Origin of the sequence: Streptomyces sp. NBC_00019 (genome assembly GCF_045041015.1) — a bacterium.
Lineage (GTDB): Bacteria > Actinomycetota > Actinomycetes > Streptomycetales > Streptomycetaceae > Streptomyces.
In genome coordinates this window covers 11,097,365-11,114,083 of the sequence record NZ_CP108302.1, presented here as the reverse complement: position 1 = coordinate 11,114,083, position 16,719 = coordinate 11,097,365, and the positions used below count along the sequence as shown (strand labels likewise).

The window sequence follows — 16,719 nt, the reverse complement described above, 5'->3', positions numbered from 1 at the left end:
TGCCTGCACCGCGCTACTAGCGGAACACGCCGCCGCGGCTGAGGGCGTGAATATAAGGCTCTTCGCAAGGCTGGAGCCTACGGCCGAGGACGTTCACTGCAGGAGGGCTGCGACGGACGCGGGGAGAAGATCCCGAAGATCGGTGATCTGAACGTGGGCGGCATGCGTCGCGGTGAACTGGGCGACGGACATGCTCGGTGTGCCAAAGACGGTGGTGAAGGTTCGCAATGCCCCTGGGGAGCGGTCCAGGGCCCACGCCGCAGTCGAAGTGCTGCTGGTCAAAAAGCGGCGGGGCTCGGGGCCGATCACGAACAGCTCTGCCCGGCGGCCGGAGGTGTCGGCAGCGAGCATCACAAGGTCCTTGAAGGTCTGGCGCTTGCGCATGGCGTCCGCGCCACGCCAACGAGCGAGCTTGAACTCCGCGATGCGCTGGTCTGTCTCCAGGTCGTACGGGCGGCCCGGGTCGTTGCCGGCGCCGAGGGAGGGGCGGACGGTGATGCGTTCTTCATCCCCGAGGATGTGGGGCAGCACGAGGAGGATGCCGCAGGCGTGGACCAGGTCATTGATCCGGCCCAGGCTCTCGCGGACCGTGAGCGCTGAAGCAAGCAGCTCCGGCACGACGTGGCCGTCCTCCGTGACCCGCATGACAGTCATCCCGTCGGCGCCCTCCAATCGGTGCTCCAGCGAGGCCAGGGCCTGGGTGAGCGGCTGACGGTTCAGGAAGTCGGCGAGGACCCCCACGGCGGTGCTCAGCCGCTCTGCTTCTTCACGGTCCTGGTGGGCTGAGGAAGTGTCCATGGCGGACAGTCTGGCTCTCCTTCCCGCCTCCGGTGGGCGTTGGGACGGCTCTCGCCGAGAGCCCTGGGCGGTGCAGCGCCGCCTCCCGATGCAGGCCGCCCGGCAGTTTCCGCTCGCGAGATGCAGCGGCAGACGTCGGCGCCCTGTCTTCCCAATACTGATCGCGTTACCTTGACGACGGTCCGCGCCGAGCCAGGGAGTGCAACACGCACTCACGATGGAGAGGTTCATCCATGACCATTCCCCTCAGCCCGGCGCGCACCGCGCGGCTGTTCGCCGACCTCGACGCCCAACAGCGCGACCTCCTCGACGAGATCGTCGCAGCAGGCACCGAACCGGACGAGGCCCCGTCCGTCCCCCTGCCGCGCTGCCCTGCCTGCTGGCGCCGCCCGCGGCAGATCGTCATAGAGGGCGACGGCACCCGTGTCGACTTCGACCGGTGCGGCCACGTCTTCACCCTCACCCGGGCGGCGCTTCTCGTCGGGCTCACTGCGCAGCGCGCGGCCTGAGCAGCGTGCGCCCACCGTCCTGACTGGGTGGTGGGCCCGTCACCCACCCGGTTACAACACGGCTACGCACCGCCCATACCGCCGTCACGCGCGGCATGCTCACGTGCCTACCGACTCATCTCAGGGGGCGTCATGGCGAGCTACAGCGAAGTGCAGAAGGCCGTACGGGTCGAGAAGTTCCGGATCTGGGTCGGGTGGCTGGCCGGGAACGTCATCATGGCAATCATCGCGAATGGCACCCAGGACATCGCCATCGTCAGCGTGGTGACGCAGGCTCTGTTCGTCGTCGTCTTCCTTGCGCTCACGGTGGCGCTGTTCCGGATGACGGGCGCGCTCAACCGGCGGGCCGAGGCAGCACGGCGTGAGGTGCTCGGCAACGACTGGCAGTGACACAACTGGCCAGCCTCGTCGCCCTGTTGCATCCGGAGCGCGGGGGGATACGGTGCGCCAGTCCACGCGACCGGCGAAGGGATCCCACCGTGACCACCAGGCGACTGTGGAAGGTCGGCACCAACTCCGGCAACGATGGATGCCCCACCCTGTACTCCGAGCCCGGCGCCGATACGTACGTCGTCCAGGGCGACCCCGTCACCGAGCCGGCCGAGCTCGCGCAGGGCGAGGCCGCGGTGACGGTGCCCCGCGAGCTGCTCGCCAACTTCGGCCCGAAGGAGCCCGTGCACGTGCCGCAGTTCATCAGCTTCGCCGAGTTCGGCGGCATGTTCTCCACGCTGAAGCACTCCGCGTGGAGGCTGGAGACCCGGCGCCGCTACGCCGAGGACGAAGTGACCGACACCTACCGGCAGTTCGCCGCGGGCGAACCGGTGGCATGGGACCTCGAGGACGCGTGGTGCACCAATCGGCGCGAGCAGTCCGCGCTCGGCAAGCGGTTCGAGCGGGTACGGATCCTCGACGAGCCACCCACCCCGGGGCAGCAGTACCTCCTCGACAACGCCCGCCGGAACACCGCGGTCGGCGAGGACATCCGCGTCCTGGCCCGCGGCGAGGCCGAGGAACTCCAGCTTCCGCGTGAGGACTTCTGGCTCTTCGACGCGCGGGTGGTCGCGCTGCTCTACTTCAACGACGCCGACGAGATGACCGGCGTCGAGCTCATCACCGACCCCGTCGAGGTACTCCGGTACGTCCAGGCCCGCGAGGCTGCGTGGCATCACGCGGTGCCGTACGACCAGGCGTGAGCGGGTAACTTGCCCGTGTGACCACGGACTTCCAGCAGGCCCGCGAGGCGCTCGGCAGACGGCTCCGTGAGCTGCGATCCGGCAAGACTCAACGGGAACTCGCGGCTCTGCTGGAGTGGCCGCAGGCGAAGGTGTCCAAGCTGGAGACCGGCCGCCAGACGGCCACCCCCGAGGACCTCATAGCGTGGGCCAAGGCCACCGGCCACCCGTCCGTCACCGAGGAGCTCATTGCCCGCCTCCAAGGGTTGGAGACACGCACCCGGTCGTGGCGCAGGCAGCTGCGCGCCGGCCACCGCCCGGTACAGGACGTCCTCACCGTCGAGTACGAGCGCACCACGGACTTCCGCGTGTGGCAGGGCGCCATGGTCGTCGGGATCCTCCAGACCCCGGACTACGTCCGGCACGTCTTCTCCCGCATGGCCGAGCTGCAGCAGTCGCCTCACGATGTCGAGGACGCGGTACGTGCCCGTGTGCGCCGTCAGGAGCTGCTGTACCAGCCGGGCCGGACGTTCCACATCGTCATGTGGGAGGCCGCCCTGCACGCCGGTATGGCCCCGCCGGAGGTGCTTGCCGCGCAGCTGGACCGCCTCGGCAGTGTCATCGGTCTGGACACCGTGCGGCTCGGCATCGTGCCCTTCGGCGCGCAGCTAGGAGTCCCGCCGGCCAACGGGTTCTGGCTGTACGACGAGCGCATCGTCATCGTCGAGGACTGGCACGCCGAGCTGTGGCTCGACGACGCCGACAGCCTCGCCCTGTACCGGCGGGTGTGGGACAGCCTCGACTCCTCGGCCGTGTACGGCACCCAGGCCCGCCGTCTGATCGCCCGGGCGCGGACCCACTTCGCCGACCTCGCCTGAGCATCACCGTGAATCGCCCGGAGCAGCAGCCGAATATTCGCGAATCAGAGCGCGCCTTGATTCTCGGTTCTCCCTACGGTGCTGGTCATGGCCGCACAGCCCGCCCGAGCCCTGCGAAACGCCGGTCAGGAATGGCTCCTGTCCTGCGCCCTGCATCCAGCCGACGCACAACACGCCTGGGACACCGAGGCGTTCGCCGAGATCCCGGCAGGCCCGTACTGGCGCGTCGTGGAAGCACCGCTGACCCGCTCGGTCGAGGCCATCCACCGCATCGGCCCCGACCGGCTCGGCCCCGTCCTCGGCGACGTCTACCGCGAGGTCGCCTGGTGGCTGCTCCCGCCCCACCTGGCCGACGAACTCGACGACGTCCGCCCCCTCACCGTGCACCCCGCCGGATGGGTCCTCACGTGCCCGCCCGTACAGCGCTCGCTGGCGGGCCGGTGGTGGATAGAAAGCCCGGACGGGTCCGGCCAGCTGACTGATCCCCTGCTGCTCGGCGCCGCGTTCGCCCCGGGCGGCCGCCCATCCCGGGAGACTTTCGGATGAGAACGGACACGGACCCGCCGATCACACTCGGGCATCCGCTCGACGACCCCGAGCCACCCACGGGCTGCGGAGTATGCACCGCGCTGGTGCGGCAGCGGGCAGAGGCGGCCGAGGAGGGGGACATGTCGCGCGTCTTCGACCTGAACGTCGAGATCCGCAACCACCACCAGCTGCGCCCTCTCCGGAGGCGGCAGTGAGCACCACGGGCTGGGTGTACGTGCCAGCCAGCAGCGGAGCGGGCCACCTGCAACGCGTGGCCAGCAACACCGAGTTCAACCGTACCCAGCGGGCCTACATCGACCACAGCCGCGACTGCCAGACCTGCGCGGTCGACAGCACCGCCTGCACCACGGCGGAGGAGTTGTGGGGCATCTACCGGGCGGCGATGTCCCCGTAAGCCCCTGCCACCGAGACACGGTCTCGGCAGTGCAACAGGGCGGCCGCCTTGTCGTCCCCGAACAGGGCGGCCGCCGGAAGAACACCCGTCCGCCTTCTCAGCACCCCCGGCGATATGAGAGGGCGGGCGGGTCACCCGGCAGGGTCACTCCACGGCATAACTGCCACACAACGGCGCTCCTCCCACGAAGAAGCGACTCCACCACACACGTCCTTGGGGGGACCATGCGCGCCCGGATCACCGCCATCACGACACTCACCGCAGCCCTAGCACTCTCCCTCACTGGTTGCGGCGGCCAAGACGACACCAAGCCCGCCCCCAGCGCCAGCAGCGAAACCGCCAGCCCTACCCCTGACGTGGTCGACCAGCTCATCGAATGGCGCGACGGTGGCGGCAGCGAAACCCTCGACACCTTCCTCCAGGACCTCACCGCCGTTGACAAGGCATCCGACCCCGTGGACCCTGACGGCCTCCGTGACGCCTGTGCCGACCTCGCCGCCCACGTCGAGACCGCACAACTCGAAGATCCCATCCCCGACAAGACCGCCAACAACAGCTGGAAACTCGCCCTCGAACACTTCGCCGCATCTGCCACGGCGTGCACCAACGGCGCCGTCAGCGAAAGCCAGGACGACTTCGACCTGATGGCGTCCGAGATGGACATCGGCATCCGCCACATGACTGCCGTCAGCGACCGTCTCGGCGAACTCGCCCCCCAAATGACATCCCCATTGGGCCGGCGGACGCTGGGAAACGGCTACCTGAGCGTCGACGACCTCGGCATCAGCCTGCGCAGACGCATCGCCTACACCGAGACCAGCCTGCCCAGCCCGATCGCCGCCCGCCCCTACACCACTCCCCCGGCACCCCAGCCCGCCGCCACGTCCCACCCGCCCGCCGGGCCGGGCCGTCCGCCCGCCTGGTGGGAGCAGAAGCAGGCCACCAGCCGGCCCTAACCCGGCCCCTCCACCCCGGCCGCCGACGGCACTCCCCTTCTCGTCGCCCCCGGCCACGTCCCCCTTCGCCCGCCCGGGCGCGGCCGGTCCGCCTGCCGATGCCGCGCCCTGCCCGAAAGGCCAGCCATCCATGCCCGCACACGCCCTGTCCGAACGAGCCGCACGCGCCGCGCCCGCCGCCCACTTCCCCCCCGGCCACCTCGCCGCCGACCTCAACCAGTACACCCCGGCCGAGGTGTGAGACCGGCGCGACCACGGCAGCAGGCCCCTGGCTTCCTACCGGCCGCGCGAGGAACTCACCCAAAGCAGAGCTCACCTGCTCGTTCGTCATCCCCTCGGACAAGGAGTGGCCCACCGCCCTCGTCGGCCTGGGGCCGGACTGCCCGCTGGGCCTGCGGGTCCGCGGCCGCGAGCGACCGCCGCGGCTGACCGGCACGGCCGTCGCCGTGACCGGCACCGGGTCCCCACCGAGCGGGCCGTCACCCGCGCGCACGACGTCGCCACCGCTCTTGCCGAGGCCGGTCACACGGTCACCGCCACGTACGACGTCGCCTGTCAGCTACCGCATGCTGCAGGGGCCTGCCGATCAATAACTCGTCGATCTTGATGGGGATTACGGGAGGGTGGGGTCGTGCCCGGCGATCGCGGCGAGTTGTTGTGCCGTGGTCACGGTGAGGGCGCCGGTCGGGATCTTGTGCCCGAGCGCGGTGAGCACGGGGGTGACCTCCTGGAGGGTCGCGCCGATTCTGCTCTTGGCCAGGCCGGTCGCCTCGGCGAGAACGGTGTTCGTCATGGACCAGCGCCGCTTGAGGAGGAAGACGACAAGCTGGTCGGAGACGGGGAGCCGTCTGCCGCCGGCGCCGGGGCCGCCGTCGGGGCGTTTCCCGGGCAGGAAGATCGGCGGGTGCTCGGCACGCCAGGCTCGGTAGCGGACGGCGAGATCGTCAAAGGCGGCGGGCTCGAGTCCGGTGAGGCTGGGGTGCCGCAGCCAGGCGGGGAGCTTGTCCCCGGTGGGAAAGCGCCCGAACTCGGTGCTGGGCGGGGGCGGTTCGGGAGCGAGTGGTTCGGGGCGCAACGTGTAGTTCCATGCGCCGTGCCACTCGTGCGGCGTCAGGGGCAGGCGCTCCATGACGGTGTCGGGGACGGTGACGCCGGTGGGGTAGGCGCCGGGGTCGAGCTCGGCGTGGACGGACAGCCCGCTGCGTGTCGTGGTCGCTCCGATGGTGCTGACGACGACTTCGTGGCTGGTCAGGGGCCTGCCACGCCAGTTGATACTGATCTGCGAGAACAGCCGGTGCTCTATTTTGTTCCACTTCGATGTTCCCGGTGGAAAGTGACAGACAGTCACATCAAGGCCCGACTCATAGGCGAAATCGGCGAGTTCCTTCTTCCAGGCACGCACACGGTAGCCGTTGGAGCCTCCGGCATCGGCGGTGACCAGCAGGCGAGAAGCGTGCGGGTAGCGGCGGTGCCCCTCACCGTTCCACCAGCGGCGCAAAGTGGCCACCGCGAAGGCAGAGGTGTCCCCGTCGCAGCCCACCGACACCCAGCCGGTATCCGCGCCGATGTCGTAGATCCCGTACGGCACCGCTTTCTGGGCGCCCTTCTCGGGGAAGTCGTGCGCACGCACCTGCACCGGCTGCCCGGCGCGATGCCACTCGCGTCCGATGACCGCGTAGTTGCCCAGCGTCTCCTTCTTCTTGGCATCCACGCTGATGACCGGCTGCCCGTCGGCGAGGTACGCCGTGACCTGGTCGTTGATGTAGCGGAACTGGGCGTCCCGGTCCGGATGCCGGGCCCCCTCGGTGGTCCTCGAGGTGCCCTGCAGGGAGAAGCCCTCCGCCTTCAACAGCGTGGCCACCGTGTCCGAAGCGACCCGGTGCCCCTGGCGCGTCAGCTCGGCCGCCAGATTCCGGGTGGACTTCACCGTCCACAGCAGCGGAGATTCCGGGTCGCCGCGCTGGTCCGGCTCGACCAGCGCCAGCAACGCGGGCACCAGCCCCGGATCGGCCTCCCGCAAGGGCTTCCGCCCCGCGCCCGGTGCCCGCACCCGGCCAGCGGGCTCCTCCGCGTGCTCCAGCTCCCGCTTCCCGCGCGACACCGTGGACTCCGCCACCCCGGCCGCTCCGGCCACCATGCGGATCCCACCGTGGCCCAGAACGCGGGCCGCGGCGCCCAGCATCAGGCGCTGCTGGCGCTCATCGAGATGCGGCAGCAACAGCCCGAACGCATCCACCAACTCTGCCTTCGTCCCCTCCGACACCCCCGCATCCTACGACCCAACAGCCCACGAAAACCTAAGAGTTATTGATCGGCAGGCCCCTGGCCTCCGGGTGCCCGCCGAGGAGTCCCTCCAGTTGCGCCTGCCACTGTGGTGCCAACAACTCGCGGGTGCGGTCGGCGTCCTCCGCCTGTTCCACCAGAGTGTTGTTGGTATCGAGAGTCTGCTCAGCTGCGGTTTGTGTCCCGTTGTGCCGGAAGATGCGAGCGATCCGGTTGCGGGCTCCGTTCCATGAATCGGTCGCCATAGCAGCGACCACGGTGGTCGCGGCAGAGAGCGCCAGTGCCGCAAGCGACGGATCGACCATTACTGCCTCCTAGCGTCGAGGACCCCGGCAGCCCGAAGTGAAGTTCCCCCCTTGACCTGGACAGCGGGTGTTTACGCTGCGGGGGTGAGGTCTTGCCTGAGCAAGGTTCTCGTTTCGAGTGGGGTGACGTACCCATACTCGGGGTGTCTGCGGAGTCGGCTGCGGTTGTACTCGATCTCGATGTAGCGGAAGACATCGGCCCGGGCGGCCTCGCGAGTCTCCCAGACGGTGGTTCCGATCTCCGCTTTCAGGACGGCGAACCAGCTTTCCGCAGCGGCGTTATCGTAACAAGAGCCGACACGTCCCATCGACTGTCGCATGCGCAACTTGCGTATCTCGGTGCGGAATTCATCACTCGTGTATTCGCTGCCGCGGTCGGTGTGCATGATGCAGCCGTCCTCCAGACCACCGCGTCCGTCCGCCATCCGCAGGGCGGCGACCGGCAGCTCGGCACGGTGGTGGTCGGCCGTCGCCCAGCCGATCACCTCCCGCGTCGCGAGATCAATGCAGGTCGCCAGATACAACTTCCCTTCCAGTGTGACGAGTTCGGTCATGTCACCGACCAGTCGCATCCCGGGACGGGGGGCGGTGAAGTCCCGGCCGATCAGGTCGGCGGCGAACACCGCCCGCCTGGCCTGCCTGGTCAGGCCCCGACGCCGGCGGCGGGTGATCCCGACGATCCGGTACTTGCGCATCAGCCGCTCGACCCTCTTCGGGTTCACCGCCCGCCCGGCCCGCCGCAGGGCGGCGTGGATCCGCGGGGCCCCGTAGGCGCCGCGCGATCCGGCGTGGAGCACCCGGATCTCGTCCACCAGGCGTTCCTCAGCGCGCCGCGCGACCCGGCGCGCTGACGCGGCGGCCCGGTGCGCGTAGTAGGTAGAGCGCGGCACTCCGAGCGCACGGCACAGCAGCGCAACGCTGTGACCTGCGTGATTGTCGTCCGATGTCTTCTCCGCGTCGATGAAGCGGCACCGCGTGGCGGTGTCTACCTCATCTTGTCCTGCGCGAAGAAGGCGGTCGCTGAGATGTGAATCCGGGGTCCCACGGGCATCTTTGAGTGCGGCCTCGCCGCGAGGCCGCACTCCTGTCAGGCCGGGTTCAGGCGGGTCCGGTTCCTGCGGGTCCGATGGTGACGTCGAAACCGAGGGCTTCGAGCTGGGCGGTCAGCCGCCTGGCACGTTGCTCGGGGCTGAATCGCCTCGCTGCCCAGTCGGGGCCCAACTCCCGGTAGGGCACCTGGTCGTGGACGATGTGCCAGTAGGCCACGACGATGTCGTGGCGCGTCGCACCGAGAGCCTTGAAGCCGCCCGCCCGGCCTTTGATCTGCATGTGATGCGCGTGCAGGTAGGTGCCCTTGGCCTTGACCGCGCCCCAGGCCGCTTCGGTCAGCGCGGCCTTCAGCCACTTCGGACCGGGCCGGCTGCGTCCGCCCCTGCGCTTGCCGCCCGAAGCATGATTGCCCGGACACACCCCCGCCCAGGAGGCGAGATGAGCCGAGGTCGGGAACGCCGACATGTCCAGACCGATCTCGGCGATCAGCACCTGGGCGACCTTCGCCCCGACCCCGGGGATGGTCTGGATCAGCTCCAGGACCTCCTGGTGCGGGGCAAGCCGGATCGCGATCTCCGCATCGTAGGCGTCGAGCCGCTGCTCGAGCCCGTCGATATGCGCCAGCAGACCGCGCACGATGACACCGTGGTGCTCGATACGGAAGCGGTGCTCGAGAGCCTCCCGCTTCGAGCGGAGCCGTCCCTTGGCCAGTGCGGCCAGCTCCACCGGCGAGGTCACCCCGTCCAGCAGCGCCTCCAGCACGGCCCGCGCCGTCTTCGACCACACCTGCGAGGCCACCGAGGTCAGCTTGATACCGGCGTCCTGCAGCACCTTCTCCAGCCGCTGGATCACCCGCACCCGTTCCTGGGACACCGCCGTACGCGCCCGCGTCAGATCCCGCAGCTCACGAAACTCCTGCACCGGCACGAACGACGGCCGCACCAGACCGCACTCCAGGATCCGGGCGATCCACACCGAATCAGCGACATCGGTCTTGCGGCCGGGCACGTTCCGCAGATGGGCCGCGTTCACCAGCCAGCAGGTGAACCGCCCCTCCAGCGCGGCGAAGACGGGCTTCCAGTACACCCCCGTCGCTTCCATGCCGACCAGCTCCACCCCCTCGCAGACCAGCCAATCGCCCAGGTCGGCCAGCGCGCGCACGGAGGCGGCGATGCACGAGTACCGGGTGAAGTACGTACTGGCCACCAAGCTCGTCAACGAGCTCGTGGAGGCCGCCGACGAGAAGCTGCTGGCCAAGACCATCGCCCGCTACGGCCGCGTCGACCTTTTGTGCATTGATGAACTCGGCTATATGGAGCTTGACCGTCGCGGGGCGGAGCTGCTGTTCCAGGTTTTGACGGAGCGTGAGGAAAAGAATTCTGTGGCGATCGCCTCCAACGAATCCTTTGGAGGGTGGACCAAAACCTTTACGGATCCAAGGCTCTGCGCGGCCATAGTGGACCGGTTGACGTTCGGCGGGAACATCATCGAGACCGGCACCGACTCCTACCGGCTGGCGGCCACCCGCACCCGCGCCGAACAACAGGCCGCAGCACAGCAGACTGCCGGCTGACTCCCGACCGCAGACCAACGTCTGCTGTCGGCGTGCGGACTCGCGTGCACAGGCGCGTACGGGTGAACGTGCACAGGGACGTGGCGTGTTGAAGGCAGGTGTTCGGTGACGAAGGTGATCAGTGTTGCCGGTCGCTGGTCAGAGCCTGCCGCCCCTTGCGCCGATCGTGTCGGCGATGGCCTGGGGTTGGTCCTCGGGTGCGTGGTGACCAGCCGGGCCGCCGTGTCGGGTTTGCAGCGCGGTGATGTTCGCCGCGCACCAAACGGCCATTTCCTTGCCGATCGGCAAGGAACGGCGAGGAGTCGAAGGTGAGGAGCAGCTTGGGGACCTCACCGCTGCCCGCCAGCCACTTGCCGTAGTGCTCGATCCGTTCGGCGACCTCGGCCGGCTCCCCGTCCAGCGGTAGCGAGCGTGCTGTTCCAGCACCGGGCGACGGCGATTTGGGATGCCTGCTCGCCGAGCGCGGCGGGCTGGACATCGGAGGCGAACGGCCTGCTGGCCGCGAGCTCCGAGTGCCCGGGAGTTCGCGGCCAGCAGTGTGTCCTAGCGGGTGGCGACCCGGTGGTCGTCCTTGATGTGGGTGAGGAAGAAGTCCCGGACGTCCTCGGCGAGCAGGTCCGGCACCTCCATGGCGGCGAAGTGGCCGCCGCGCTCGAACTCCGACCAGTGCCTGATGTCGTACAGTCGCTCGGCCAGCGGTCGCACCGACTGCGTGATGTCGTGCGCGAACACCGCCACGCCAACTGGTACCAGGCACGGCTCGATCCGCTGCGGAGCATCGTGGTGCAGCCGCGCCGAGGAAGCCGCAGTGGCGGTCAGCCAGTAGAGCGAGATGTCGGTGAGCATGCGCTCGTCACTGATCGGCGAGCGAGGGTCGGTCCACTGTGCGAAACGCTCGGCGATCCAGGCCAGCTGGCCGACCGGCGAGTCGGTCAGCGCGTAGCCGATGGTCTGCGGGGTGAGGGCCTGCAGAGCCTGGTACGGCGGACGGTTCGCCATCAGCTGCCTGACCTTGTCCAGCCGGGCTTCATCCGTTTCGGACAGTTCGATGTCGGCGCCCGGGACCGGCCGGGTCGGCAGGTAGTTGACGTGCACCCCGACGACCTGCTCGGGTGCCACCGCGCCGAGCGCCGTCGAGATGCCCGAGCCGAAGTCGCCACCCTGCGCGCCATAGCGCTCGTACCCGAGACGGCGCATGAGCTCGGCCCAGGCTCGCGCGACCCGGGTGATGTCCCAGCCGCGCTCGTGGGTCGGCCCGGAGAAGCCGTACCCCGGGATGGACGGGATCACCAGGTGGAAGTCGCGCGACAGCGGTTCGATCACGTCGAGGAACTCCAGGAACGAACCGGGCCAGCCGTGGGTGAGGACCAGCGCGAGCGCGTCCGGTTTCGAAGACCGGACGTGGACGAAGTGGATGTTCTGGCCGTCGATCTCGGTGGTGAAGTGCGCAAGCTCGTTGAGCTTGGCCTCATGCTCGCGCCAGTCGTAGCCGGTGCGCCAGTATTCGGCCAGATCCTTGAGCCGCGCCAGCGGGAAGCCGTAGTCCCATCCGGCGTCGGCGACCTCGTTGGGCCAGCGGGTGCGGGAGAGCCGGTCGGTCAGGTCGTCGAGGTCGGCCTGGGGGATGTCGATGCGGAACGGCTTGATCATGGTCTCAACTCCAGGGGCTTCATTCGGCGTCCAAACGTTCGGACGGCCAGCGTTTGGCACACTAAATCGTTCGTCACACTAACGTTCCTTTCGTTGGCGACGATAGTTTGTTAGTGGGACTAACGCAACGTACGATCGCGGCATGAGCAACAGCACGCCCGACAAGGCGAGCTCGACCGACCGCCTGGCCACTGCCGCGCGGCTGCGGAATCTGGGGACCCGGCTTCTGGCACTGGCCGCGATCCAGTCGGATCGCCTGGTGAACGAGGAGTTGGCGCGCGCGGGCGCCCGCAAGTGGCATTACGCGGCGCTCGCCACGCTGGACGAGTTCGGACCCGCCAGCCAGGCGGAGCTGAGTCGCCGCACGGGGATCTACCGCAGCGACATGGTCACGGTGATCAACGAGCTGGCCGATCGCGGACTGGTGGAACGCTCACCCAACCCTGCCGATCGCCGGCAGAACATCATCGCCGTCACCAAGCAGGGGCACCGGCAACTACTGAAGCTGGACAAACTGCTTGCCGGCGTGGAAAACGAGGTGCTTGCGCCACTGACCCCGTCGGAACGCGAGCAGTTGGCCCGACTCCTCGCCGCCCTTGTGGATCACCACGGCCAAAACATGTGAACAAGCCGCGCCCCCTCATCCGGATCGAAGCAGTGCACGTACACATCGCTGTGCACGTCCATCCGTACGCAGCTATGTGCATCAATCCGTACGCCGACAGGGCTGCTGGTCGGCGTGTTCTCGGACCTGGTGCTCATCCCCGTGCTGGCCTTGATCCTGCTCGTCTCCTCGACCAAGCTCGCCCGTCACGACTGACGCCGCGCAGACGGCCCTGGGCACCGTGGGCCGACACCTCCCAAAGTGGAGTCACTTCTCACCTACCAAACGAGACCCTCCGGCCGCCAGATGGAGTCACAACTCACCTACAAACGGAGTCAACGAACACCTACGAAGCTACTGGGCTGATCATGGTCGGCATGGACACCCGACGGCGAGCCGTCCGCGGGCACCGCCCCTGCTGGCCCCCGTCCAGGCCTGCCTCCAGTCGGCGGGAGAAGGGGCCGCCCGGCCGGGGCGGAGACAGTGAGCTGTAGCAGCCGAGCACGTCGAGATTCTTGCGTGTCAGCGGGGACAGGCGGGACACGTCCTCCGTCCCCGATCTCGTGGCCCTCGGCGCGAAGCTGCGTGACGGCTTTCAGGTGGCCCCTATAGCTGTCGAGATCCCATCGAGCCGGCTCGCGGCGCTGGCCCGGTACGGGCTGGGATCCATGGGCCACGAGCCTGGAGCGGGCGGCGGAGCGCAAGCACACGGCGATGCTCACTGCGTTGATGCGACACCTTGAGGCCGAGGCGACCGACGAAGCCCTGGACCTGTCTGCCGAGAGACAAAAGCTCTGGGCATTGTCGTCGCTGACATGCACGCGAAACGTCATCCCAGGCCAGCTTCATGCCGGTCAAATCGCCGATCGGTAAAGAACGCTTCCTCAGCGAACGGCGTACGTCGCTGCCGGACATCGACCTCGATGTGGAGTCCGAGCGGCGCCTGGAGGTGTACGACGCGATCATCGAGCGGTTCGGGCGGGAGCGGACCGCGGTCACCGGCATGCCCGAGACCTACCGGGCCCGTCACGCCCTGCGCTTCCCTGTCAAGTTCTGCATGTTGAGCTCACGGGTCGTTGAGTCGGCACTGTCCTGAGGCTGAGGCTGAGGCGGAGCGAGAGTCCATCGCATCCTGGTCTGCCGTTCAGGTCGTGGGCTGCGGCGCAGTACCCTGACCTTCCAAACAGACCGAGTCCGGGGACCCGGCTGATGGGGGGACCGTGGGGCTCATCGGTCGGGATGATCAGCTGGATCTGTTGCGTCGGCTGCTGGCCGCGCCGCGGAGCTACGGCGGGGCGGTGCTGGTGCGCGGGGCGCCCGGCATCGGGAAGACGGCGTTGCTCGCCGAGACCGCCGCCGTTGCCGAGGGGCTCGGCTACCGGGTTCTGCGCACGAGCGGTGTCGAGGCCGAGAGCGACATCCCCTATGCCGGCTTGCAGTTCGTCCTGCGCCCTTTGGCCACAGGGGCCGCTGAGCTCGCCGCGCCGCACCGACAGGCCCTGGACACCGCTCTCGGGCACGCCGAGGCCGGTGTCCCCGACGTCTTCCTGGTCGGTCTGGCGGTTCTCAACCTGCTGGCCGACGCGGCCGCGGTGGCGCCAGTGCTGGTCCTGGTCGACGACGTCCAGTGGCTCGACGACGCCACCGCCAGTGTCCTGGCCTTCGTGGCGCGCAGGGTCGGCACGGAGCCGGTGGTCGTGGTGGGAGCCGCGCGCGAGGGCTACCGGTCGCGTTTGAACTCCGAAGAACTCACCTCCGTGATCCTGGGCCCGCTCACGGACGGGCAGGCCGCGGAACTCCTGGCGGACAGCGCCCCCGATCTGCGGCCGACCGTGCATCGCCGACTGCTGGCCGAGGCTGCCGGGAACCCCTTGGCCCTGACCGAGCTCTCCCGCGCCCTCGGCGCGTCGGCCGATCCCCACCTGTCCCAACTGCCCCTCACCGAGCGGCTCGAACGGGCCTTCACCGACCGCCTGGAGACCCTGCCGGACATCACCCGCAGTCTGCTGCGGATCGCGGCGCTCAACGACAGTTCGTCGCTCCCTGAGATCTACCGCGCCACCGGGCACTTCACCGGCGCGACGGCCGGAAGTGCGGAACTCGACCCGGCCGTGCGCGCCCGGCTCGTCCAAGTCGTCGGTACCGAACTGCGTTTCGGGCATCCGCTGATGCGGTCGGCGATCCACCAGACCATGCCCACCGGTGTCCGTCACGCCGCACACGCCGCTCTCGCTGCTGTGCTCGACGAACATCCCGACCGGCAGCTGCGTCACCGGGCGGCCGCGGCCGACGCCCCGGAGGAGACGGTCGCCGCCGCGTTGGAGGACGCCGCTCACCGGGCCGCACGCCGTGGCGGCATCGCGGCGGCCGTCACGGCCCTCGAACAGGCCGCCGCGCTCAGCGAGGACGCCGACCGCCGAGCGGAACGACTGTTGCGTGCCGCCGACTTCGCCGTCGAGCTCGGCCGGGCCGAGACCGTGACCCGGCTGCTGGACCAGGCGCTCACCGGGCCGTTGTCACGGAGGCAGCACGCCACGGTCGTCTGGCTGCGTGGCAGCTTCGACGAGGGACTGCACAGCCACTCGTCAGGAGCCATCTCCTTGACGGCCCTCGCCGAGGAGATGGCCACGGAGGACCGTGTGCTGGCGTTGCGGATCCTGTGGAGCGCCGCGCAGTTGTGCTTCTGGTCCGAACCGGGCCCTGAGGGCCGCCGCACGGTCCTGCAGGCCGTGGAGCGGATGGAGCTCGACGAACTCGATCCGTGGCGCCTGGCCATCTGCGCCTACGCCGCGCCGGTCGACCGTGGCGTCTTCGTCCTGGACCGGGCCCGGCACGTCGCCCTGAAGGAGGGCGACGACGGCCGCGCCTACCGGATGCTCAGCACCGCCTCGCTCCTCGTGGGCGGCTTCGACCTGGCGCGGGCGTTCTCCACGGCCGGCGGCGCGCCGCTGCGTGCCCAGGGTCGTCTGGGGCTGTTGGCCCGGACGGTCGGCGCGGACGCGTGGAGTGCTCTCGTGGTCGGGGACCTGGGCGCTGCGATCGCCGGGACCGAGGAGTCACGAAGGCTGGCGCGCGAGACCAGCCAGACGATGATGTACGCGTTGATGACCGCCACCGCGGCCAAGCTGGCCGCGCTGCGCGGTGAGGTGGATTCCGCTCTGGAGCTGGCCGAGGAGGCGGAGGAGATCGGCCTGCCGGCCGGGGCACGTCCGGTGCTGGCCACCGCGTCGATGGCACGCGGGCTGGCCGCGTTGGGTGCGGGGCGGTTCGAGGAGGCCTTCGGCCATCTCCGCCGGCTTCACGATCCGGCGGATCCCGCGTTCCAGGTCGCCCTGCGGTTGACGGCCGTGAGTGACCTTGTCGACGCGGCGACGCACTGCGGGCGGCTGGAGGCCGTGCTTGCGATCGTGACGGAGCTGGAGGAGGTCGCCACGGTGACCTCCGCGCCGGTGCTGCACGCCGAACTGCGGCTGGTCCGGGCACTGCTGGCGCCCGACGAAGACGCCGACCCGCTCTTCGCGGCCGCGTTGGGCGCCGACCTCAGGGCCTGGCCGCTGATCAGGGCCCGGACCCACCTGGTCTACGGCGAATGGCTCCGGCGCCGACGGCGCAGCGTCGAGTCCCGCGACCATCTCCGTGCCGCCCGCGACATGTTCGACGCGCTCGGGGCGATCCCATGGGGGGAGAGAGCCCGCCGGGAACTGCGCGCCGCGGGTGAGACCAGCCGCCGCCGGGCCCCGGACGCCCGGGACCAGCTGACCGCCCACGAGCTGCAGATCGTCCAGCTCGCCGCCGACGGGCTGACCAACCGCGAGATAGGCCAGCGGCTCTACCTGTCGCACCGTACCGTCAGCTCGCATCTCCATCGGATCTTCCCCAAGCTGGGCGTGGTCTCGCGCGCCGAGCTGCGGATGGCAGTCAGCGCACTGCGTTGACCACCGTCACATGACGCTCGCTTCCGGCGGCGCGGCGCTCCTAGCGTTCCCCTGTCAGGACAT

At 69.3% G+C, this 16,719-nt stretch carries 16 protein-coding genes and 3 pseudogenes; 12 read left to right on the top strand and 7 right to left on the bottom strand.

Annotation, left to right across the window (positions count from 1 at the left end; genetic code table 11):
* Nucleotides 1-93 precede the first annotated feature (93 nt).
* The gene (locus tag OHU89_RS51800) at nucleotides 94-798 is read right to left on the bottom strand and encodes a PE-PGRS family protein (RefSeq protein ID WP_405653965.1); all 705 of its coding nucleotides are present in this window, start codon (nucleotides 796-798) and stop codon (nucleotides 94-96) included.
* A 233-nt stretch (nucleotides 799-1,031) separates the two neighbouring features.
* On the opposite strand from OHU89_RS51800, the gene OHU89_RS51795 reads away from it, so the two are divergent.
* The 8 genes from OHU89_RS51795 to OHU89_RS51760 all read left to right on the top strand — a co-directional run bounded on the left by OHU89_RS51795 (nucleotide 1,032) and on the right by OHU89_RS51760 (nucleotide 5,256).
* Entirely contained in the window at nucleotides 1,032-1,307 is a 276-nt protein-coding gene (locus tag OHU89_RS51795) for a hypothetical protein (RefSeq protein WP_405653963.1), read from the top strand.
* A 132-nt stretch (nucleotides 1,308-1,439) separates the two neighbouring features.
* The gene (locus OHU89_RS51790; protein WP_405653961.1) at nucleotides 1,440-1,697 is read left to right on the top strand and encodes a hypothetical protein; all 258 of its coding nucleotides are present in this window, start codon (nucleotides 1,440-1,442) and stop codon (nucleotides 1,695-1,697) included.
* 89 nt (nucleotides 1,698-1,786) lie between these two features.
* The gene (locus OHU89_RS51785) at nucleotides 1,787-2,500 is read left to right on the top strand and encodes a DUF6879 family protein (RefSeq protein ID WP_405653959.1); all 714 of its coding nucleotides are present in this window, start codon (nucleotides 1,787-1,789) and stop codon (nucleotides 2,498-2,500) included.
* Nucleotides 2,501-2,517: 17 nt separating this feature from the next.
* Nucleotides 2,518-3,357 carry a helix-turn-helix domain-containing protein gene (locus OHU89_RS51780; protein ID WP_405653957.1) on the top strand — a complete coding sequence of 280 codons (840 nt, stop codon included), beginning with the start codon at nucleotides 2,518-2,520 and terminating at the stop codon, nucleotides 3,355-3,357.
* An 87-nt stretch (nucleotides 3,358-3,444) separates the two neighbouring features.
* Nucleotides 3,445-3,903 (top strand): hypothetical protein, encoded by a 459-nt coding sequence (locus tag OHU89_RS51775; RefSeq protein ID WP_405653955.1) that lies wholly within the window; start codon nucleotides 3,445-3,447, stop codon nucleotides 3,901-3,903.
* Complete coding sequence (locus tag OHU89_RS51770; protein ID WP_405653953.1) at nucleotides 3,900-4,100, top strand: hypothetical protein; 201 nt, start codon at nucleotides 3,900-3,902, stop codon at nucleotides 4,098-4,100. The genes OHU89_RS51775 and OHU89_RS51770 overlap by 4 nt, the downstream gene beginning before the upstream one ends.
* Complete coding sequence (locus tag OHU89_RS51765) at nucleotides 4,097-4,300, top strand: hypothetical protein (protein ID WP_405653951.1); 204 nt, start codon at nucleotides 4,097-4,099, stop codon at nucleotides 4,298-4,300. The genes OHU89_RS51770 and OHU89_RS51765 overlap by 4 nt, the downstream gene beginning before the upstream one ends.
* A gap of 224 nt (nucleotides 4,301-4,524) precedes the next feature.
* On the top strand, nucleotides 4,525-5,256 hold the full coding sequence (locus tag OHU89_RS51760; protein WP_405653949.1) for a hypothetical protein: 732 nt from the start codon (nucleotides 4,525-4,527) through the stop codon (nucleotides 5,254-5,256).
* A 613-nt stretch (nucleotides 5,257-5,869) separates the two neighbouring features.
* Here the strand turns inward: OHU89_RS51760 and OHU89_RS51755 are convergent.
* The 4 genes from OHU89_RS51755 to OHU89_RS51740 form a co-directional block, all read right to left on the bottom strand.
* The gene (locus tag OHU89_RS51755; RefSeq protein ID WP_405655067.1) at nucleotides 5,870-7,492 is read right to left on the bottom strand and encodes an ISAzo13 family transposase; all 1,623 of its coding nucleotides are present in this window, start codon (nucleotides 7,490-7,492) and stop codon (nucleotides 5,870-5,872) included.
* 61 nt (nucleotides 7,493-7,553) lie between these two features.
* On the bottom strand, nucleotides 7,554-7,844 hold the full coding sequence (locus OHU89_RS51750) for a hypothetical protein (RefSeq protein ID WP_405653947.1): 291 nt from the start codon (nucleotides 7,842-7,844) through the stop codon (nucleotides 7,554-7,556).
* Between the two features lie 71 nt (nucleotides 7,845-7,915).
* Nucleotides 7,916-8,926, bottom strand: coding sequence for an IS3 family transposase (locus OHU89_RS51745; RefSeq protein ID WP_405653945.1), 1,011 nt, complete (start codon nucleotides 8,924-8,926; stop codon nucleotides 7,916-7,918).
* 16 nt (nucleotides 8,927-8,942) lie between these two features.
* Complete coding sequence (locus OHU89_RS51740; RefSeq protein WP_405655066.1) at nucleotides 8,943-10,046, bottom strand: IS110 family transposase; 1,104 nt, start codon at nucleotides 10,044-10,046, stop codon at nucleotides 8,943-8,945.
* A 7-nt stretch (nucleotides 10,047-10,053) separates the two neighbouring features.
* On the opposite strand from OHU89_RS51740, the pseudogene OHU89_RS51735 reads away from it, so the two are divergent.
* A pseudogene (locus OHU89_RS51735) lies at nucleotides 10,054-10,467 on the top strand (ATP-binding protein); the annotation flags it as partial.
* Nucleotides 10,468-11,010: 543 nt separating this feature from the next.
* Here the strand turns inward: OHU89_RS51735 and OHU89_RS51730 are convergent.
* Entirely contained in the window at nucleotides 11,011-12,117 is a 1,107-nt protein-coding gene (locus tag OHU89_RS51730) for an epoxide hydrolase family protein (protein WP_405653943.1), read from the bottom strand.
* A 142-nt stretch (nucleotides 12,118-12,259) separates the two neighbouring features.
* Here OHU89_RS51730 and OHU89_RS51725 point away from each other — a divergent pair, with 142 nt between their 5' ends.
* Entirely contained in the window at nucleotides 12,260-12,742 is a 483-nt protein-coding gene (locus tag OHU89_RS51725; protein ID WP_351068831.1) for a MarR family transcriptional regulator, read from the top strand.
* Between the two features lie 314 nt (nucleotides 12,743-13,056).
* On the opposite strand, the pseudogene OHU89_RS51720 reads toward OHU89_RS51725, so the two are convergent.
* Nucleotides 13,057-13,314: pseudogene (locus tag OHU89_RS51720) on the bottom strand (hypothetical protein); the annotation flags it as partial.
* Between the two features lie 254 nt (nucleotides 13,315-13,568).
* Between OHU89_RS51720 and OHU89_RS51715 the strand changes: the two are divergent.
* Both OHU89_RS51715 and OHU89_RS51710 read left to right on the top strand, forming a co-directional pair.
* Nucleotides 13,569-13,802, top strand: a pseudogene (locus tag OHU89_RS51715) (hypothetical protein); the annotation flags it as partial.
* A gap of 139 nt (nucleotides 13,803-13,941) precedes the next feature.
* On the top strand, nucleotides 13,942-16,656 hold the full coding sequence (locus tag OHU89_RS51710; protein ID WP_405653941.1) for an ATP-binding protein: 2,715 nt from the start codon (nucleotides 13,942-13,944) through the stop codon (nucleotides 16,654-16,656).
* Nucleotides 16,657-16,719: the final 63 nt, after the last annotated feature.